Source organism: Klebsiella sp. 10982, assembly GCF_048589245.1.
GTDB classification, from domain to species: domain Bacteria; phylum Pseudomonadota; class Gammaproteobacteria; order Enterobacterales; family Enterobacteriaceae; genus Klebsiella; species Klebsiella quasivariicola.
The window spans coordinates 46288-65949 of the sequence record NZ_JBMAXV010000015.1 but is presented as its reverse complement, the minus strand read 5'-3'; the positions used below and the strand labels follow the sequence as shown (position 1 = coordinate 65949).

19 protein-coding genes and 1 pseudogene are annotated in these 19662 nt (G+C 58.6%); 12 read left to right on the top strand and 8 right to left on the bottom strand.

Annotated features, from left to right (window positions below):
- Window positions 1-7 precede the first annotated feature (7 nt).
- From tehA to ACKLKD_RS13700, 3 genes are all read left to right on the top strand, one after another.
- Entirely contained in the window at window positions 8-1012 is a 1005-nt protein-coding gene (gene tehA, locus ACKLKD_RS13710) for a dicarboxylate transporter/tellurite-resistance protein TehA (protein ID WP_087804951.1), read from the top strand.
- Window positions 1009-1605: a tellurite resistance methyltransferase TehB gene (gene tehB, locus ACKLKD_RS13705; protein ID WP_025710799.1), complete on the top strand. Its 597-nt coding sequence runs from the start codon at window positions 1009-1011 to the stop codon at window positions 1603-1605. Before tehA ends, tehB begins: the two co-directional genes overlap by 4 nt.
- Window positions 1606-1871: 266 nt before the next feature.
- On the top strand, window positions 1872-2540 hold the full coding sequence (locus tag ACKLKD_RS13700; RefSeq protein WP_025710798.1) for a DUF3313 domain-containing protein: 669 nt from the start codon (window positions 1872-1874) through the stop codon (window positions 2538-2540).
- 47 nt (window positions 2541-2587) lie between these two features.
- Here the strand turns inward: ACKLKD_RS13700 and ACKLKD_RS13695 are convergent, their stop codons facing one another.
- Entirely contained in the window at window positions 2588-3484 is an 897-nt protein-coding gene (locus ACKLKD_RS13695; RefSeq protein WP_025710797.1) for a DMT family transporter, read from the bottom strand.
- A 182-nt stretch (window positions 3485-3666) separates the two neighbouring features.
- On the opposite strand from ACKLKD_RS13695, the gene ACKLKD_RS13690 reads away from it, so the two are divergent.
- Entirely contained in the window at window positions 3667-4536 is an 870-nt protein-coding gene (locus ACKLKD_RS13690) for an AraC family transcriptional regulator (RefSeq protein ID WP_025710796.1), read from the top strand.
- Here ACKLKD_RS13690 and ACKLKD_RS13685 read toward each other — a convergent pair.
- Window positions 4513-5679 (bottom strand): benzoate/H(+) symporter BenE family transporter, encoded by a 1167-nt coding sequence (locus ACKLKD_RS13685; RefSeq protein WP_080896779.1) that lies wholly within the window; start codon window positions 5677-5679, stop codon window positions 4513-4515. The two genes, ACKLKD_RS13690 and ACKLKD_RS13685, sit on opposite strands and share 24 nt — an antisense overlap.
- A gap of 182 nt (window positions 5680-5861) precedes the next feature.
- Here ACKLKD_RS13685 and ACKLKD_RS13680 point away from each other — a divergent pair, with 182 nt between their 5' ends.
- Complete coding sequence (locus tag ACKLKD_RS13680; RefSeq protein WP_025710794.1) at window positions 5862-6431, top strand: helix-turn-helix domain-containing protein; 570 nt, start codon at window positions 5862-5864, stop codon at window positions 6429-6431.
- 10 nt (window positions 6432-6441) lie between these two features.
- On the opposite strand, the pseudogene ACKLKD_RS13675 reads toward ACKLKD_RS13680, so the two are convergent.
- A pseudogene (locus tag ACKLKD_RS13675) lies at window positions 6442-6609 on the bottom strand (hypothetical protein).
- A gap of 32 nt (window positions 6610-6641) precedes the next feature.
- Here ACKLKD_RS13675 and ACKLKD_RS13670 point away from each other — a divergent pair.
- The gene (locus ACKLKD_RS13670; RefSeq protein WP_025710793.1) at window positions 6642-8603 is read left to right on the top strand and encodes a peptidase U32 family protein; all 1962 of its coding nucleotides are present in this window, start codon (window positions 6642-6644) and stop codon (window positions 8601-8603) included.
- A 15-nt stretch (window positions 8604-8618) separates the two neighbouring features.
- Here ACKLKD_RS13670 and ACKLKD_RS13665 read toward each other — a convergent pair whose 3' ends face one another.
- The 5 genes from ACKLKD_RS13665 to ACKLKD_RS13645 form a co-directional block, all read right to left on the bottom strand.
- Window positions 8619-8843, bottom strand: a complete 225-nt coding sequence (locus ACKLKD_RS13665; RefSeq protein WP_087804953.1) for a DUF2554 family protein — start codon at window positions 8841-8843, stop codon at window positions 8619-8621.
- A gap of 151 nt (window positions 8844-8994) precedes the next feature.
- Window positions 8995-9300 carry a hypothetical protein gene (locus tag ACKLKD_RS13660; RefSeq protein ID WP_080896781.1) on the bottom strand — a complete coding sequence of 102 codons (306 nt, stop codon included), beginning with the start codon at window positions 9298-9300 and terminating at the stop codon, window positions 8995-8997.
- Between the two features lie 94 nt (window positions 9301-9394).
- Complete coding sequence (locus ACKLKD_RS13655) at window positions 9395-9520, bottom strand: DUF2474 domain-containing protein (RefSeq protein WP_080896782.1); 126 nt, start codon at window positions 9518-9520, stop codon at window positions 9395-9397.
- Entirely contained in the window at window positions 9520-10530 is a 1011-nt protein-coding gene (gene cydB / locus ACKLKD_RS13650) for a cytochrome d ubiquinol oxidase subunit II (RefSeq protein ID WP_087804955.1), read from the bottom strand. The genes ACKLKD_RS13655 and cydB overlap by 1 nt, the downstream gene beginning before the upstream one ends.
- Window positions 10530-11927 (bottom strand): cytochrome ubiquinol oxidase subunit I, encoded by a 1398-nt coding sequence (locus ACKLKD_RS13645; RefSeq protein ID WP_087804957.1) that lies wholly within the window; start codon window positions 11925-11927, stop codon window positions 10530-10532. Before ACKLKD_RS13645 ends, cydB begins: the two co-directional genes overlap by 1 nt.
- 530 nt (window positions 11928-12457) lie before the next feature.
- Here ACKLKD_RS13645 and ACKLKD_RS13640 point away from each other — a divergent pair.
- From ACKLKD_RS13640 to patD, 6 genes are all read left to right on the top strand, one after another.
- Complete coding sequence (locus ACKLKD_RS13640) at window positions 12458-13870, top strand: PLP-dependent aminotransferase family protein (protein ID WP_080924117.1); 1413 nt, start codon at window positions 12458-12460, stop codon at window positions 13868-13870.
- Window positions 13871-14175: 305 nt separating this feature from the next.
- A complete protein-coding gene (gene ydcS, locus ACKLKD_RS13635) occupies window positions 14176-15321 on the top strand; it encodes a putative ABC transporter substrate-binding protein YdcS (protein WP_025710787.1) in 1146 nt (381 codons plus the stop codon).
- A 16-nt stretch (window positions 15322-15337) separates the two neighbouring features.
- Window positions 15338-16351 (top strand): ABC transporter ATP-binding protein, encoded by a 1014-nt coding sequence (locus ACKLKD_RS13630; RefSeq protein ID WP_025710786.1) that lies wholly within the window; start codon window positions 15338-15340, stop codon window positions 16349-16351.
- A 1-nt stretch (window position 16352) separates the two neighbouring features.
- Window positions 16353-17282 carry an ABC transporter permease gene (locus tag ACKLKD_RS13625; protein WP_025710785.1) on the top strand — a complete coding sequence of 310 codons (930 nt, stop codon included), beginning with the start codon at window positions 16353-16355 and terminating at the stop codon, window positions 17280-17282.
- A complete protein-coding gene (locus ACKLKD_RS13620) occupies window positions 17272-18078 on the top strand; it encodes an ABC transporter permease (RefSeq protein WP_080896785.1) in 807 nt (268 codons plus the stop codon). Before ACKLKD_RS13625 ends, ACKLKD_RS13620 begins: the two co-directional genes overlap by 11 nt.
- 22 nt (window positions 18079-18100) lie before the next feature.
- Entirely contained in the window at window positions 18101-19528 is a 1428-nt protein-coding gene (gene patD / locus ACKLKD_RS13615; protein ID WP_025710783.1) for an aminobutyraldehyde dehydrogenase, read from the top strand.
- Window positions 19529-19662: the final 134 nt, after the last annotated feature.

The window sequence follows — 19662 nt, the reverse complement described above, 5'->3', positions numbered from 1 at the left end:
CAACAAAATGAAGAATAAGCAAAGGCCCAGGCAGGTGCTGAACCTGCCGGCAGGCTATTTTGGCATGGTGCTCGGCACCATCGGCATGGGCTTCGCCTGGCGCTATGCCAGCACCCTCTGGCCGGTCAGCCGCAGCATCGGCGAAAGTCTGGTGACGCTGGCGATAGCGATGTGGGCGCTGCTCAGCATCGCGTTTCTCTGCCGGGCGATTCGCTTTCCGGCGAGCGTGCTGGAGGAGATGCGTCATCCGGTCAGCAGCAGCTTTGTCAGCCTGTTTCCGGCCACCACGCTGCTGGTGGCGATCGGGCTGGTGCCGTGGTGCCGGCCGCTGGCGCTGGGGCTGTTTGTGCCGGGCGTGGCGCTGCAGCTTACCTATGCCGCCTGGCAAAGCGCCGGACTGTGGCGGGGGACGCATCCTCACGAGGCCACTACGCCGGGGTTGTATCTGCCGACGGTAGCCAACAATTTCATCAGCGCGATGGCCTGTGGTGCGCTGGGGTTTACCGATGCCGGACTGGTGTTCCTCGGCGCCGGGGTCTTCTCCTGGCTGAGCCTCGAGCCGGCAATCCTCCAGCGTCTGCGCAGCGCGGGTGAACTGCCCCCGCCGTTACGCACCTCGTTGGGGATCCAGCTGGCGCCTGCGCTGGTGGCCTGCAGCGCCTGGCTTAGCGTCAACGGCGGCGAGGCCGATACCTTCGCTAAGCTGCTGTTTGGTTACGGTCTGCTGCAGCTGCTGTTCATGCTGCGCCTGATGCCCTGGTACCTTCGCCAGCCGTTCAATGCTTCCTTCTGGAGCTTCTCGTTCGGTATTTCCGCCCTGGCCACCACCGGCCTGCATCTTGGCCGCGCAAAGGCGGACGGCTTTTTTCATTATCTGACGATGCCGCTGTTTATTTTTAGCAATCTGGTTGTCGGCCTGCTGTTGTTACGCACAGTGTTGCTGTTGGTCAGCGGGAAACTGTTGGTAAAGGTCGACCAGGAAACACTCCTGAATAAGAAGGAAGGATCATGACAATACGTGACGCGGATTATTTTACTGAAAAATATAGCCTGACCCGCACCCATTCCGAGGTACTGCACGCCGCGACGGTGGTGCCGCCGGGGCGGGCGCTGGATCTGGGCTGCGGCAACGGTCGCAATAGCCTTTATCTGGCGGCGAACGGCTTCACAGTGACAGCCTGGGATAAAAATCCGATGAGCATCAATAATCTGGAGAGCATTCGCGCCGCCGAGGGGCTGGAAAATCTGCATACGGCGGTGAAAGACCTCAACAGTCTGAGCTTTGACGGCGAGTATGACCTGATCCTCTCCACCGTGGTGATGATGTTCCTGGAGCCTGCTACCATCCCGGGACTGATCGCCAATATGCAACGCTGCACCGCCGCCGGCGGTTATAACCTGATTGTGGCGGCGATGGACACCGAAGACTATCCCTGCACCGTCGGCTTCCCGTTTGCTTTTAAACCTAACGAGCTGCGCGACTACTACCGTGGTTGGGAGCGGGTGAAATACAATGAAGACGTCGGAGAACTGCATCGGACCGACGCCAGCGGCAACCGTATTAAACTGCGCTTCGCTACGCTCCTGGCGCGCAAACCAGCCTAATCAATCTTGTCGGCGCAGGAAATACATGCGGTGCCTGCGCCGCTTATTTCGCCATAAAACACGACTCCGCTGAGTAAAAAATCAGCCAGTAAAGAGCGATATAATGCAGGTCGTTTCTTTTTTTAAGTGATTATTTAATAACGTAATGTTCAGACCATCAATATTTATAAATCTTGCTTGACGAAGCCCTTTTTTTGTCACAAAACTAGTAGGTCCTATTTGCTATAACGTCTGCCGAAAAAAACTGCATTTACAGGGATCTCTCTATGCGTACTCGCGTTTTACTGAAAGTCGCCGCTCTGGCGGGGATGTTAGCGTTGACTGGCTGTGCGTCGAAACTGGCGCAACCGAATCAATATTCGGGCTTCTTAAAAGATTATTCCAACCTGAAAGAAACCACTACCGCTTCCGGCAAGTCGGAGCTGCGTTGGATCGATCCAAATTACAATCCGGCTAACTACGACAACGTTGTTTACCATCCGGTGACCTACTATCCGGTACCGAAGCCGACCACCCAGGTAGGGGAGAAGGCGCTGCAGGATATTCTTAATTACACCAACAAAGAGCTGAAACAGGCTATTTCCGAGCGTAAACCGCTGGCCACCACGGCTGGCAAGCGCAGCCTCATTTTCCGCGGGGCGATCACCGGGGTGGACTCCAGCAAAGAAGGGCTGCAGTTCTATGAAGTGATCCCGGTGGCTATGATCGTTGCTGGTACTCAGGCTGCGACCGGCCATCGTACCATGGACACCGACCTCTATTTTGAAGCCGAACTGATCGACGCCAGCACTAACAAGCCGGTGATCAAGGTTGTTCGTAAAGGGGAAGGAAAGACCCTGGCCAATGAAAACACGCCGCTGACCGTCGAAACCATGAAGCAGGTTATCGATGATATGGCGGTCGACGCCGTGAAATTCGACCCTTCTCAGCATTAATTATCACAGCGCCGTCTGATGACGGCGCTGTTCTTCTGCCCGCCGCTTCAGGCCAGCTTCCGTCGTAGCAATAGCTGTTCCGGTCTGGCAAACATCACCAGGTTACCCAGCAGGATCAGCGCCAGTCCGATCACGGCATTGCTGTGCCAGACGTATCCCTCGTAGACAGTGGAAATAGACAGTGCGACCAGTGGAAACAGCAGCGTGCTATAGGCGGCTTTACTGGCGCCAATGCGCCCCACCAGAGTGAAATAGGCCCCGAAGGCGATCACCGAGCCGAACAGCGCCAGATAAAGCAGGGCGCCAAGGTAGCTGACGGTCCATTGCGGCATAAAGTTATCGCCGCGCAGCAGAGCGATCGCCCCCATCACCAGCGTGCCGTACAGCATTGCCCAGCTGTTGGTGGTCAGGGTTTCCAGGCCGCGGCGCTGGTGGCGAATACTGAACATATTGCCCAGCGAAAAGCCGTAGGTGCCCAGCGCGCTCAGGCCGATCCCCCACAGCAGCGAGGCGTTCAGCCCGTTAGCCAGCAGGTCATCCCAGAAAAGGGTGACGATACCGGCCAGACCCAGCGCGGCGGCGGCCCAGAAGCGCCCCGGCGGCTGCTGGCGGAAAAAGAGAAAGCTGTTGATGGCGTTAAACAACACCGCCATCGAAAAGATCACCGATTCCAGCCCGGTGTTAATCCAGGCGGCGGCGGTATAAAAGCACCAGAAATTAAAGCAGAAGACGCAGCAGCCCTGCAGCAGGCAGCAGAGATGGTCTTTGGCGCGCAGCGGCCGCAGGCGTCGTGTGACGAGCAGAATCGTCAGCATTGTCACGCTGGCAACAGCGAAACGCCAGAAAATCGATACCGGCGCAGCCACCGGTCCCTGCTGTAAAAAAATCGCAATCCACGTTGTACCCCAGATGACGACAACGAGTGCATAGAGTAATGCGTTCACCCTGGTTCTCCTTAGCCTTGTTGAAGGAAGCAGTATGCTGCCTGTCGCCATCCGCGGCTTTCACCAGTTTGTTGTCGGCTTGCAAATTCTTGCGCTTATTTGTCATAAAGGTATGCGGAAGACTGGAAACCGCGCCACAGTCTCCCTAGACTAGGTTTTTTACAGATAAATGCGTGAAGGCGATGAGTTACGGGACGTTTGAAACATTACGGCGACAGAACGCGGTGCTGAAGGGAACCGTGGAGCTGAATTCCGGTATTCAACTGGCCGCCTGGTATAACCATTGTGATACCATAACGGTCCGCAGCGATCATCATACGTTGAGTCTGTACGTGGCCGATGGCTACGAAAGCTATCAAAAAACCCCGCACGGCTGGAAAAATGGCGGCGGCCCGGACCGTTTTTGTCTGATGCCGAAAGGCGATGAGAGCGTCTGGGATATCCGCGGCGATCTGTCGTTTGTGCATCTCTACTGTACCGATGAGCACCTGCGTCGCGTCGGCGAGGAAGTGTGGGACCGCAGCCCGGCGACCTTCACCCTGCAGGAAAAGACCTTCGCCAGCGATGATAAAATCACCGCGGTATATCGTCAGTTTTTGCTGGCTAACGACTGGCGTCAGCCGGCGAACCAGCTGATCCTCAGCGCCGCCAGCAGCTTACTGCTTACCCATTTGATTCAGCGCTATTCCACCGTACAGTGGCGTCTGCCGTCGGTCACCGGGGGGCTGGCGCCGGGCGTAAAGCGTCACGTGCTGGCCTGGATCGACGCCCATCTCGATCAGCCGTTGACCCTGGCCGACCTGGCGCAGCAGGCGGGACTGAGTGAGTTTCATTTTGCGCGAATGTTCCGTCAGTCGCTGAATATGGCCCCGCATCAGTACGTGATGCAGCAGCGAATGGCGAAGGCGCAACACCTGATCTGCCATAGCACGCTGCCGTTAACCGAGATTGCGTTCGCGTGCGGGTTCAGCTCCGCCAGCCATTTCAGCCACCGGGTCAAAGCCGCCACCGGCCTGACGCCCTCCCAGCTACGAGCGGCGCAGCGCGGATAACACGCCGTAGCTCACCCCTCCCAGCACCACGCCCCAGAAGGCCGAGCCAATTCCCGCCAGCGACACGCCGCTGGCGGTTACCAGAAAGGTCAGCACCGCCGCGTCGCGTTCACTGGCCTGATGCACCGCCTGAAACAGGCTGCCGCCGATGGTGCCGAGCAGCGCCAGTCCCGCCAGCATCTGGATCCACGCCGTCGGCAGGGCTGACATCAGGGCAGTGATCGACCCGCCGAAAAGCCCGGCCAGCAGATAAAAAACGCCCGCCGCCATTGCCGCCAGCCAGCGCTGGTTTGGATCCGGGTGCGCTTCCGGGCTCTGGCAAATGGCGGCAGTGATGGCCGCGATACAGATGGAATAGACCCCGAAAGGGGCCAGCAATAATGCCAGCCCGCCGCAGGCGACGATCAGCGTCGACACCGGCACGGTGTAGCCCGCTGCCTGCAGGGTGGCGAACCCGGGAGCGTTCTGTGAGGCCATGGTGACGAGGAAAAACGGTAGGCCGACGCTGAGCAGCAGCGATGGCGTAAACTGCGGGGCGATCCATTCCGGTGCCACCCACGTCAGCGGCACGGCGGCGCTGGCGACGTCCCCGGATGCCGCCGCGATCAGCGCCCCGACGACCAGCGCGGCCACCACCGCGAAGCGGGGCCATAGTGCTTTACAGAGAAGCCAGGCGGCGAGCATGCCGCCGCACAGCAGCAGATGATCCTGCAAGCCGGCGAAGGCCTGCAAACCAAACCGCAGCAGAATGCCGGCCAGCATCGCCGCGGCAAGCGAATGGGGAATGACCTTCATCAGCCGGGCAAACAGGCCAGTCACGCCGCAGAGGACGATCAGCGCGTTAGCGAAGATAAACACCCCGACGGCTTCAGCAAGGGTAACGCCCTGCAGGCCGCTGACCAGCAGCGCTGCGCCCGGCGTTGACCAGGCGGTGAGCACCGGAACTTTACGCCAGCCGGTCAGGACGAGGGTGCTGATCCCCATAGCGAGACCCAGCGCCGTCATCCAGCCGGCGATTTGTCCGGGCGTAGCGCCGGCCGCGGCGGCGGCCTGCCAGATGATGGCAGCGGAGCTGGCGTAACCCACCAGCACGGCGACGAAGCCGGCAAACAGGGTAGGAAGCGGAACAGTAAAGGGGCGCATAGTAATCCCTTGTGCGTTATAACGTCCAGTTACTCTAGCATTGTGCGCTATAGCGCACAAGCAGAGAGATTCTCCGGATATCCGGCAAGTAATGATGGCCGCAACGGCCGGTGACGCCGCTAAATACCCTGAAGAATCAGGCCAATGCGGGTATACTTTGGTCAGCTTAATCAGGAGGTAGAATGAATATTGCGCAACATCTGGCGGCAACGCTTAAAACCCTGCGCCAGCAGCGCGGCTGGAGTCTGTCCCGTCTGGCGGAAGAGACTGGCGTGTCGAAAGCCATGCTCGGGCAGATTGAGCGTAATGAATCGAGCCCGACGGTGGCAACGCTGTGGAAGATTGCCACCGGGCTGAACGTGCCGTTTTCGGCGTTTATCGTGCCTGACGCCAGCGCTGCGCCCGCCGCGTTTGATCCGCAGCAGCAGGCGATGGTGGTGACCCCGGTTTTTCCATGGGACCCGGAGCTGCGCTTTGACCATTTCTCAATAACGCTCGCCCCCGGGGCGCTGAGCGAATCGACGCCGCATGAAAAAGGGGTGATTGAACATGTAGTGGTGATTAGCGGCACTCTGGATCTCTGTGTACAGGGGGAGTGGCATTCACTGCAGGCAGGAGAGGGACGGCGCTTCGCCGGCGATGCGGCCCATGCGTATCGCAACCGCGACGTTCAGGTGGCGCATTTCCATTCACTTATCCATTATCCAAAAGAAAAAACCGCGGGCGAGCCCGCGGCCAGACAAGATGACTGATGATAACCACTCACAACGTGACGAGGAAAATCCGGAATACGTGACCACCGTACTCCGCGGCGTGAATTGAGGGAAATATCTTTTCCTTCAATACTTTGCTGAAAAGTGAAAATTCGTTGTTTCACCAGGGCGGAAAAGGTTTTCGTCCGCGCCCGGTTCTGACTACAATAGCCGCCATTTCGACCCCTTATACTGGATAACAACACGCGTATGCGCCTGCACAATCATCGTCTTGAACTTCTTAGTCCTGCTCGCGACGTCGGTATCGCTCGCGAAGCGATCCTCCACGGCGCCGATGCCGTTTACATCGGTGGACCCGGTTTTGGCGCCCGGCATAATGCCAGCAACAGTCTGAGCGATATCGCCGGGCTGGTGCCTTTTGCCCATCGCTATGGCGCGAAGGTCTTTGTGACGCTGAACACCATTCTGCATGACGATGAGCTGGCGCCGGCGCAGCGGCTGATTACCGATCTCTATGAAGCAGGCGTTGACGCGCTGATTGTGCAGGATATGGGGATTATGGAGCTGGATCTGCCGCCGATTGAGCTGCATGCCAGCACCCAGTGCGATATTCGCAGCGTGGAAAAAGCGAAATTTCTTTCTGACGCGGGTTTCAGCCAGATCGTGCTGGCGCGCGAACTGAACCTTAGTCAGATCAAAGCCATTTACGATCATACTGACGCCACTATCGAATTTTTTATCCATGGCGCCTTGTGCGTGGCTTATTCCGGCCAGTGCTACATTTCACACGCCCAGACCGGGCGCAGCGCCAACCGTGGCGACTGCTCGCAGGCCTGCCGCCTGCCGTATACCCTGAAGGACGATCAGGGGCGAGTGGTAGCCTATGAAAAACACCTCCTGTCGATGAAAGACAACGACCAGACCGCCAACCTGGCAGCGCTGATCGATGCTGGCGTTCGCTCCTTCAAAATTGAAGGTCGTTACAAAGACATGAGCTACGTGAAAAACATCACAGCCCACTATCGGCAGATGCTGGATGCTATTATCGACGATCGTGGCGACCTGGCGCGCGCCTCGGCCGGACGCACCGAGCACTTCTTTATTCCGTCCACCGATAAAACCTTCCACCGCGGCAGTACCGACTACTTTGTTAATGCCCGCAAAGGTGATATCGGCGCGTTTGATTCGCCAAAATTTATCGGCCTGCCGGTGGGCGAAGTGCTGAAGGTGGGTAAAGACCATCTCGACGTTGAGGTCAGCGAACCGTTAACTAACGGCGACGGTCTCAACGTGATGATTAAGCGTGAAGTGGTGGGCTTTCGCGCCAATACGGTGGAAAAAACCGGCGAAAATCGCTATCGGGTGTGGCCGAACGAGATGCCGGCGGATCTGCATAAAGTGCGTCCGCATCAGGCGCTCAACCGCAATCTCGATCATAACTGGCAGCAGGCGCTGCTGAAAACCTCCAGCGAACGCCGTATTGCTGTGGACATAACGCTAAGCGGCTGGCAGGAACAGCTGGTGTTAACCATGACCTGTGAAGATGGCATCAGCGTGACCCATACACTCGACGGAGAGTTTGCCGAAGCCAACCAGGCGGAAAAGGCGCTGGCCAATCTGCGTGACGGTGTCACCAAACTGGGGCAAACCATCTACTATGCGCGCGACGTGCAGGTTAATCTGCCGCCGCTGTTTGTTCCCAACAGCCTGCTCAACCAGCTGCGCCGGGAAACGGCGGAGATGCTGGATGAAGCCCGCCTCAACGCCTGGCAGCGCGGTACCCGCAAGCCGGTCTCTGTGCCGCCGCCGGTCTATCCGGAGACGCATCTCTCCTTCCTCGCCAACGTCTATAACCATAAGGCGCGGGCGTTTTACCAGCGCTATGGCGTGCAGCTTATTGACGCGGCCTATGAGGCGCACGAAGAGAAGGGCGATGTGCCGGTGATGATCACCAAACATTGCCTGCGATTTGCCTTTAATCTCTGTCCGAAACAGGCCAAAGGCTCCATCAAGAGCTGGAAAGCGACGCCGATGCAGCTGATTCATGGCGATGAAGTGCTGACCCTGAAATTTGACTGCCGGCCGTGCGAAATGCACGTGGTGGGCAAGATTAAAAATCATATCCTCAAAATGCCGCACCCGGGGAGCATTGTGGCTTCCGTCAGTCCGGACGAGCTGCTGAAAACCCTGCCGAAGCGCAAAGGCGCCTGATTCGACGCTACTGGCTTAGGGCGCCCGCGGCCTGTGGGCGTCCTGCCAGCGGTGATGCTCGCGCAGTTCGGCAGCAACCTCTTCACACCGGCTGCGCAGCTCATCGCTATCCGCCTCGTGCAGCAGCTGCTGTTCGAGGCTTTGCACCGGAAAGTAATCGTGTCCCTGGCGGTGAGCCAGCAGATGTCCTGAAAAAAGCGCACACAGCAACAGCAGCGCGCTCATGCTTCTCCTCAACATACCTTTTCTCTGCGAATCAAAAACGTAGGCCTACTATGCCTGGCGTAGCGCAGGTTTATTTATCGTTACTTCAAAGAAGGGCAAGCGTTTGTCAACGGCGGCTGAAGGAGGGCGAAAAAAAAGCCTGGCGCAGAGGGCCAGGCCGGAGGAATTACGCTTTCGGCGGCAACGGTTTCCCGTTGTGCTCGCCGCCTTTGGGCGGCTGCTTGCCATCATGCTGCGGCTGCTTGCCGTCGTGCGGCGGTTGTTTGCCGTTATGCTGCGGCTGTTTGCCGTCGTGCGGCGGCTGTTTACCGTCGTGCTGACCGTTCTTCGCCGGTGGCTGACCCTGGTGATGGGCGCCCTGGCCGTCATGCTGAGCCCCTTTTTCCGGCGGCGGCGGCGGGTTATCTGCCGCAAAAGCCCATGACGATAATCCCAGCGTCATTACGGCGGAGAGTAAAGCTAACTTCTTCATAGCAATATCCTTTCTTCTGATGTGTCACGGTATTTCAGCAGGCAAAAGTGAAGATAAAATGGAGAAGTCCATTTTCGGACTTCTCTGCATCCCCTCAGACTTTTAGCCCCGCGGCGGTCATCAGCAGGCGGAACAGCAGGCCGATCGCGGCCAGCGTCAGCACACTGCCTCCCCACAGCGCGATCAGCCAGAAGAGACGTTTAGGCCAGACCGTCTTCATCAGTGATAGCCCTCCCCGGGCTGGACTTTGCCGCGAAAAACGTAATAGCTCCAGCAGGTGTAGCCCAGGATCACCGGAATAATCAACAGCGCGCCCACCAGCATAAAGCCCTGGCTTTGCAGCGGGGCGGCCGCCTGCCACAGGGTGATGGATGGCGGAATAATATGCGGCCAGATGCTGATCCCCAGCCCGCTAAAGCCAAGGAAAACCAGCCCCAGCGTCAGCGTGAAAGGCGAAACATGGCGGTCGCGCTGAAGCAGCGTGCGCCACAGCCAGGCGCTAATCAGGATCACCAGCAGCGGCACCGGCAGCAGGAAATAGAGATTCGGCAGGCTGAACCAGCGGTCGGCAATGGCCGGGTGCGCCAGTGGCGTCCAGAGGCTGATGACGGCAAACACCGCCAGCAGGGCGACCAGTAGCCAGCGCGCCGCTTCGCGCATCCGCAGTTGCAGCGCGCCTTCACTTTTCATCACCAGCCAGGTCGCGCCCAGCAGCGCATAGGCTACACACAGCCCCAGTCCGCAAAACAGGGTGAACGGGGTCAGCCAGTCAAACATGCCGCCGCTGAAGGCGCGACCGCTGACGGTAAAACCGTTGATCACCGCTCCGACCACCACGCCCTGGCTGAAGGTCGCCAGCAGGGAGCCGCCAAAAAAGGCGCGATCCCAGAACGGTCGGTGCGACGGCGTGGCCTGGAAGCGAAACTCAAAAGCGACGCCGCGAAAAATCAGGCCGATCAGCATTAGGGTCAGGGGGATCGACAGGGCGTCGATGATCACCGCGTAGGCGAGGGGAAAGGCGCCAAACAGTCCGGCGCCGCCGAGCACCAGCCAGGTCTCATTGCCATCCCATACCGGGGCGACGCTGTTAACCATGATGTCGCGATCCTCACCGCCCCGCACCGTGCCGAACAGCAGGCCGATACCCAGGTCAAAGCCGTCCATGACGATGTACATCAGCGTGGCAAAGACGATAATCACAAACCAAATCACCGATAATTCGATACCCATTAGCGGGACTCCTTCTGCAGATAGCCTTCAGTGGCGGCGGACAGCGGGCGGGCAGGGGTTCCGGATGTCGCCGGGTGCATCTCCTGCGGCCCTTTACGGATCAGGCGCAGCATATAGCTGTAGCCGACGCCGAACACCGCGCTGTACACCACGATAAAGGTCAACAAACTCACCGACATGTGCAGATCGCCATGGGCGGAAACGGCATCAGCGGTGCGCTGAACGCCATACACCACCCAGGGTTGGCGGCCCACCTCGGTGGTGACCCAGCCGGCGAGAATGGCAATCAGGCCGGATGGCCCCATCCACAGGGCAAAACGCAGAAATGGCCGCGAGTGGTATAGCCGGCCGCCGCGACGCAGCCACAGGGCCAGCACGCCGAGCAGCAGCATCAACATGCCCAGCCCGGCCATCAGGCGAAACGACCAGAACACCACGGTAGCGTTCGGACGATCCTCAGGCGCGAACGCCTTCAATGCCGGCACCTGTTTATCAAGACTGTGGGTGAGGATCAGACTGCCCAGGGCCGGGATCTCGAGACCGTAGCGGGTGCGCTCCTGCTCCATATCGGGCCAGCCAAAAAGCAGTAGCGGCGTCGGCTCCCCCGGCGGATTTTCCCAGTGGCCCTCAATGGCGGCGATTTTAGCCGGCTGGTGCTTCAGGGTATTCAGGCCATGCATATCGCCAATCAGCGCCTGAACGGGGGCGACAAGCAGCGTCATCCACAGCGCCATCGAAAACATCTTACGGATCGCCGGCGACTGATTGCCGCGCAGCAGATGCCAGGCCGCTGAGGCGCCGACGAACAGCGCGCTGCTGAGAAACGCCGCTACCGTCATGTGCAGAAGACGATAGGGGAATGACGGGTTAAAGATCACTGCCAGCCAGTCGACGGGCACCACCTGGCCATCAACAATCTCAAACCCTTGCGGGGTCTGCATCCAGCTGTTAGAGGCGAGGATCCAGAACGTCGAGATAATGGTGCCCAGCGCCACCATGCAGGTGGCGAAAAAGTGCAGCCCCGGCCCCACGCGGTTCCAGCCGAAAAGCATCACCCCGAGAAAGCCCGCTTCCAGAAAGAACGCCGTCAGAACTTCATAGGTCAGCAGAGGGCCGGTGATACTGCCCGCGAATTCTGAAAATCCGCTCCAGTTGGTGCCAAACTGATAGGCCATCACCAGCCCGGAAACCACCCCCATGCCAAAGTTGACGGCGAATATCTTCGACCAGAAATGGTACAGCGAGCGCCAGACAGGATTTTTTGTTTTTAGCCATAAGCCTTCGAGCACCGCCAGATAGCTGGCCAGTCCGATGGTAATGGCGGGGAAAATAATGTGAAACGAGACCGTAAAGGCGAATTGAACTCGCGCCAGATGGAATGCATCAAGACCGAACATGCAGGACTCCACAACAAAATTGATTCAGCGCAATTTTAGGCAGCGTGGGAGTGAGGGGGCAGAAACAGTCCGGCCATTTTTTACGATAACAGTTGGCCACTGTTATGTTTTTGACCGTCCGGACATGTCTGTGCCCGGATATCTTTTGACGGGGTATGACCCTCTTCGGCCTGATTTATTATCATTCATTAATATGAGAATCAGTAAAAAGGATGAGCCAGTTAATAGTGAATTAAAAAATATTAAATTGTCCAGTCATTAGACTCTTCGTACTGTATTAACCGGATAATGAAATAAGGGAATGCCAATGTCTGAAAAAGGATTACAGAGTTTGTGTATTACGCTTGGTGCCATGCTGATTTTCTGGTTTGTTTTAATCACGCTATGTTGGGTGATGATATTTTAAACGCCTCTGGTCCGGAGGACAGGGGCATCATGGACGCCTTCGCAGGCATAACAGTTATCAAAACCTATTATTTTTTATTAACTGATATATGATAAAGGGAGGTTATCGTACGGGAACGGCCGCAATGAAAAAGTATCAACAGCTGGCGCAGCAGCTGACCGAACAGATCGCGCTTGGCGTCTGGTTGCCTGGCGATCGGCTGCCGTCGCTGCGCGAGCAGGTGGTCAGCAGCGGCATGAGCTTTATGACCGTCAGCCATGCCTATCAACTGCTGGAAAGCCAGGGGCGCATCGTCGCCCGTCCACAGTCGGGTTATTATGTCGCCCCCCAGCCGGTGAAGCTCCGGCAGCCGGCGCCGCCTGCCCAGGTGACCCGCGATGAAGCCGTTGATATCAATACCTATATCTTTGAAGTCCTACAGGCCAGCCGCCAGGCGTCGATGTTGCCCTTTGCCTCAGCCTTTCCGGATCCGCGCCTCTTCCCGCTGCAGCAGCTCAACCGCTCGCTGGCGCAGGTGAGTAAAACCGCCACCGCCATGAGCGTCATTGAGAACCTGCCGCCGGGCAATGCGGAGCTCCGGCACGCCATTGCCCGCCGGTATGCCCTGCAGGGAATGAACGTCTCGCCGGACGAGATCGTCATCACCGCCGGAGCGCTGGAGGCGCTTAACCTCAGCCTGCAGGCGGTAACCGAGCCGGGAGACTGGGTGGTGGTGGAAAACCCCTGTTTCTACGGTGCCCTGCAGGCGCTGGAAAGACTGCGTCTGAAAGCGCTGTCGGTGGCGACTGACGTTAAGGAAGGCATTGACCTGACGGCGCTGGAAGCCGCTCTGGAAAACTACCCGGTCAAGGCCTGTTGGCTGATGACCAACAGTCAGAATCCGCTCGGGTTCACCCTCAGCGCGGCGAAAAAAACGCAACTGGTGGCGCTGCTGGCGCGCTATAACGTCACGCTTATTGAAGATGATGTTTATAGCGAACTCTATTTTGGCCGTGAGAAACCGTTACCGGCGAAGTATTGGGACCATAACGACATGACGCTGCACTGCAGCTCGTTCTCCAAATGTCTGGTACCCGGATTTCGCATCGGCTGGGTGGCAGCCGGTAAACAGGCGCGACGGATCCAGCAGCTGCAGCTGATGAGCACGCTCTCCACCAGCTCGCCGATGCAGTTAGCCCTGGTGGATTACCTGTCCACCAAGCGCTATGACGCCCATCTGCGTCGTCTACGTCGCCAGCTGGCGGAGCGTAAACAGCTGGCCTGGCAGGCGCTGCTGCGCCATCTGCCGCCGGAGGTGACCATCCACCATAGCGACAGCGGGTATTTTCTGTGGATCGAGCTACCGGAAGGCGCCGACGCCAGCGCGCTCAGCGCCCGGGCGCTGGCATCGCATATCAGTATCGCGCCGGGAAAAATGTTTTCCACCACCGCCAGCTGGACCTCTTTTTTCCGTTTTAATACCGCCTGGGGCTGGGGGGAACGTGAAGAACAGGGGGTTAAACGGCTGGGGGAGCTTATTCGTGAGCAGCTTTCCTGACCCGTCAGGCTATTTTGGCGCACAATAAACGCTGGCAAAAAATAAACGCAGGTGACTTTTAATCGAAGCCGGTCATTATTTTACCGGCGCCCACCATAGGAAATATGCATACCCCTCCTTTTTGTCTAACTCGTTGTCTATAATCCATAAAGTCATTTTTGTGTTGGCGATTTTTGCGTAATGCGTCCCGGGTCACAACCTGCATAAATTCCCCCGGGGGCGTTAAACTGCTGACTACCCTTATTTCAGGAGATATTTTTACGGCACGGCTGCCGCTAATTCCTTTGTGACAGGAGTAACACCTGATGAGCAAAAAATTTGCCCGTTGCAGCCTTTATGTGCTGAGTATGGCCTGTTTGACCGTTCAGGCTGCCGAGCCGCTCACGTCGCTGGATAAACCAGAAGGGCGTCTCGATATTATTGCCTGGCCGGGGTATATCGAACGCGGCCAGACCGACAAGCAGTACGACTGGGTCACCCAGTTTGAAAAAGAGACCGGCTGTCAGGTCAATGTCAAAACCGCTGCCACCTCTGACGAAATGGTCAGCCTGATGGCCAAGGGCGGTTACGATCTGGTGACCGCGTCAGGGGATGCCTCGCTGCGCCTGATCATGGGCAAACGCGTACAGCCGATCAATACGGCGCTGATCGCGGGCTGGGGCACTCTTGACCCGCGCATTGCGAAGGGAGCGTGGTTTAACGTCGGCGGTAAAGCGTACGGCACACCCTATCAGTGGGGGCCAAACCTGCTGATGTATAACACCCGCGTATTCCCGACGCCGCCGGACAGCTGGCGCGTGGTGTTCGTTAAGCAGGACCTGCCGGACGGTAAAACCAACCAGGGGCGGGTGCAGGCCTATGATGGCCCAATTTATATTGCCGACGCCGCGCTGTTTGTCAAAGCCACCCAGCCGCAGCTGGGGATTAACGACCCCTATCAACTGACCGAAACCCAGTACAACGCAGTGCTGAAAGTCTTACGCGATCAACAGCCGCTGATCCATCGCTACTGGCACGATGCCACCGTGCAGATGAACGACTTTAAAAACGAAGGCGTGGCGGCTTCCAGCTCATGGCCCTATCAGGCCAACGGCCTGAAGGCGGAAGGCCAGCCGGTCGCCACCGTGTTTCCGAAGGAGGGGGTGACCGGCTGGGCGGACACCACCATGCTGCACAGCGAAGCAAAGCACCCGGTCTGCGCCTATAAATGGATGAACTGGTCGCTCACGCCGAAGGTGCAGGGCGACGTGGCAGCCTGGTTCGGCTCGCTCCCGGTAGTGCCTGAGGGCTGTAAAGCCAGCGCGCTGCTCGGGGAAAAAGGCTGTGAAACCAACGGCTATGACCAGTTTACCCGCATCCATTTCTGGAAAACACCGGTCGCCGAAGGCGGGAAATACGTTCCCTATAGCCGCTGGACTCAGGACTATATTGCGATAATGGGCGGCCGCTAAGGACGGGAGGCAGACAATGACGTACGCGGTCGAGTTTCAGAATGTATCGCGTCTGTACGGCGATGTGCGGGCGGTGGATGGGGTCAGCATTGGCATCCGCGACGGCGAATTTTTCTCGATGCTGGGTCCCTCCGGCTCGGGAAAAACCACCTGTCTGCGGCTGATCGCCGGATTCGAACAGCTCTCTGGCGGCACTATCCGTATTTTTGGTCAGCCGGCCAGTGAGCTGCCGCCCTGGCAACGGGATGTGAATACCGTGTTCCAGGACTACGCGCTGTTTCCCCATATGTCGATCCTCGACAACGTCGCCTATGGTCTGATGGTCAAAGGGATGGCGAAGAAAGCGCGCTATGCCCGCGCCCAGGAGGCGCTGGAAAAAGTGGCCCTCGGCTTTGCCCATCAGCGTAAACCTTCGCAGCTTTCCGGCGGCCAGCGGCAGCGGGTCGCTATTGCCAGAGCACTGGTGAACCAGCCGCGGGTGTTGCTACTCGACGAGCCGCTGGGCGCCCTGGATTTAAAGCTACGCGAGCAGATGCAGGTGGAGCTGAAAAAGCTGCAGCAATCGCTGGGGATCACCTTCATTTTTGTTACCCACGACCAGAGCGAAGCGCTGTCGATGTCGGACCGCGTGGCGGTGTTTAACAACGGGCGTATCGAGCAGGTCGACGCGCCGCAGGCGCTCTATCTGCACCCGAAGACCGCCTTTGTCGCTGGCTTTGTCGGCACCGCCAACGTCTTTGAAGCCGAGGCGGCCAGGCGATTGTGCGGTATGCCGGGCAGCTGGTCGCTGCGTCCGGAGCATGTTCGCCTGCAGAGCGGCGGCGAGGTGGAGGTGCAGGGCGTGGTGCAGGCGGTGCAGTATCAGGGGGCGGCGACGCGGATCGAGCTCCGTCTGGCGGATGGCGACAAACTGCTGGTCAGCCAGGCCAATATTGATGGTGCTGCGGCCGCCAGCGTACCGCGAACCGGACAAACGGTACTGGCTTCCTGGGCGCGGTCGGCGATGACCCCGCTGGAAAGCGGAGGCTGAGATGACCATGGCGTTGATTCCTGCGCAGAGCGGACGCGTATCGGGGATGTTCTGGCGCCGGCCGGCGCTGGGCCTGTTTTTACTGCTGATCGGGCCGCTGATGTGGTTTGGCATCGTCTATCTGGGATCGCTGCTGACCCTGCTGTGGCAGAGCATTTATACTTTTGACGACTTCACCATGTCGGTGACCAGCGACTTCACGCTGGCGAATCTGCGGGCGCTGTTCAACCCCGCCAACTACGACATTATTGTGCGTACCCTGGTGATGGCGCTGTGCGTCACTCTCGCCAGCGCCATTCTGGCGCTGCCGATGGCCTGGTATATGGCGCGTTACACCAGCGGCAAAATGAAGGCTTTCTTTTATATTGCGGTGATGCTGCCGATGTGGGCCAGCTATATCGTCAAAGCCTACGCGTGGGTGCTGCTGCTGGCGAAAGATGGCGTGGCGCAGTGGTTCCTCGGCCATCTGGGTCTGGAAGGGGCCCTGAACGCGCTGTTGAGCGTTCCGGCGGTTGGCGGTAACACCTTGTCCACCTCCGGTCTTGGACGCTTTCTGGTGTTCGTCTACATCTGGCTGCCGTTTATGATCCTGCCGGTACAGGCGGCGCTGGAGCGCATTCCGGGGTCGTTGCTGCAGGCTTCGGCCGATCTTGGCGCGACGCCACGGCAGACCTTCCGCCATGTGGTGCTGCCGCTGGCCATTCCCGGCATTGCCGCCGGGTCAATCTTCACCTTTTCCCTGACCCTGGGCGACTTTATCGTACCGCAGCTGGTCGGCCCGCCGGGGTACTTCATTGGCAATATGGTGTATTCGCAGCAGGGGGCGATCGGCAACATGCCGATGGCGGCGGCGTTCACCCTGGTGCCTATCGTATTAATTGCCCTCTATCTGGCGTTCGTGAAACGTCTGGGAGCCTTCGATGCACTCTGATCGCGCACCCTGGTATCTGCAACTGGCGACCTGGGGGGGCGTGGTGTTCCTCCACTTTCCGCTGCTGATCATCGCCATCTATGCTTTTAATACCGAGGATGCGGCCTTCAGCTTTCCGCCGCAGGGGCTGACGCTACGCTGGTTTAGCGAGGCCGCAGGGCGCAGCGATATCCTCGAGTCCGTGACGTTGTCACTTAAAATTGCCGCCCTGGCGACGGCTATTGCCTTAGTCCTTGGCACGCTGGCTGCAGGTGCCCTGTGGCGCAGCACTTTTTTTGGCAAGAATGCGGTATCGCTACTGCTGTTATTACCCATTGCCCTGCCGGGGATCATTACCGGCCTGGCGCTCCTGACGGCGTTTAAAGCCGTCGGTCTCGAGCCTGGGCTACTGACCATTGTAGTGGGGCACGCGACCTTCTGCGTGGTGGTGGTGTTTAACAACGTCATCGCCCGCTTCCGCCGGACGTCGTGGAGCCTGGTAGAAGCCTCGATGGACCTGGGGGCGACCGGCTGGCAGACCTTTCGCTACGTGGTGTTGCCCAACCTGGGGTCGGCGCTGCTGGCGGGGGGAATGCTGGCATTCGCCCTGTCATTTGATGAAATTATCGTCACCACGTTTACCGCGGGGCATGAACGCACCTTGCCGCTGTGGCTACTGAATCAGCTGGGGCGGCCGCGCGATGTGCCCGTCACCAACGTTGTCGCGCTGTTGGTGATGCTGGTAACAACCATACCAATCTTAGGGGCCTGGTGGCTCACCCGCGACGGCGATAACGACGCCGGAAACGGGAAATAAAACCATGAAACAGGATAATGCTATGCAACACAACCTATTGATAAACGGTAAGTTAGTGGCAGGTGAAGGCGAGAAAGTGCCGGTATACAACCCTGCAACCGGCGATGTGATCCTGGAGATTGCCGAAGCGACAGCGGCCCAGGTCGATGCCGCCGTCGAGGCGGCGGATCGGGCATTTGAAGCCTGGAGCCAGACAACGCCGAAAACGCGTTCGGAATGTTTACTGAAGCTGGCGGATGTCATCGTGGCGCAGGCGGAGACCCTGGCGCAGCTGGAGTCGCTGAACTGCGGTAAGCCGCTGCACTGCGTGATCAACGATGAGCTGCCGGCCATTGCGGATGTCTTCCGCTTCTTCGCCGGCGCCGCCCGCTGCCTGCCGGGAATGGCTGCCGGTGAGTATCTGGAAGGGCATACCTCAATGATTCGCCGTGATCCGGTGGGCGTGGTGGCTTCCATTGCCCCGTGGAACTACCCGCTAATGATGGCGGCCTGGAAGCTGGCCCCGGCGCTGGCGGCGGGCAACTGTGTGGTGATCAAACCTTCAGAAATCACCCCGCTGACGGCGCTGAAGCTGGCAGAGCTGGCAAAAGATATTTTCCCGGAGGGGGTGATCAACGTGCTGTTTGGCCGCGGCAAAACGGTGGGCGATCCGCTGACCGCCCACGCGAAAGTGCGGATGGTTTCCCTGACCGGATCGATTGCCACCGGAGCCCATATTATCGGCCATACCGCCTCGTCGATTAAACGTACCCACATGGAGCTGGGGGGTAAGGCGCCGGTCATCGTCTTTGACGACGCGGATATTGATGCGGTGGTCGACGGGGTACGGACTTTCGGTTTTTACAACGCTGGTCAGGACTGCACAGCCGCCTGCCGGATCTACGCCCAGCAGGGCATTTATGAGCAGCTGGTGGAGAAGCTGGGCGCGGCGGTGGCCAGCCTGAAAATGGGCGCGCCGGAGGACGCCGCTACCGAGCTGGGGCCGCTCAGTTCGCTGGCCCATCTCGAACGCGTCAGCGCGGCGGTAGAAGCCGCCAGGGCGCAGCCGCATATTAAAGTGGTCACCGGCGGCAGTCGGGCTGACGGCGCGGGTTATTACTTCCAGCCGACGCTCCTCGCTGGCGCCCGGCAGGAGGACGCTATTGTCCAGCGGGAAGTGTTTGGCCCGGTGGTTAGCGTGACGCCTTTCAGCGATGAAGCGCAGGCCCTGAGCTGGGCGAATGACTCTCAGTATGGTCTGGCCTCCTCGGTATGGACGAAAGATGTCGGTCGCGCCCATCGTCTTAGCGCCAGGCTGCAGTACGGCTGCACCTGGGTCAATACCCACTTTACGCTGGTGAGCGAAATGCCGCACGGTGGTCAGAAGCTGTCGGGCTACGGCAAGGACATGTCGATGTATGGCCTGGAAGATTACACTGTGGTTCGCCACGTGATGGTGAAGCATGGCTAACGTGTTGCCGGTTAAGCGCCAGGCGATTATTTCGCCACGGGTGTGTTAGTTCGCTAATAGTCACAATGGCAAGAAAGGTCAAAACTCAATGCCGGGGATATGAGATTATTCTTATGCCCCTTCAAGAGCTAAGC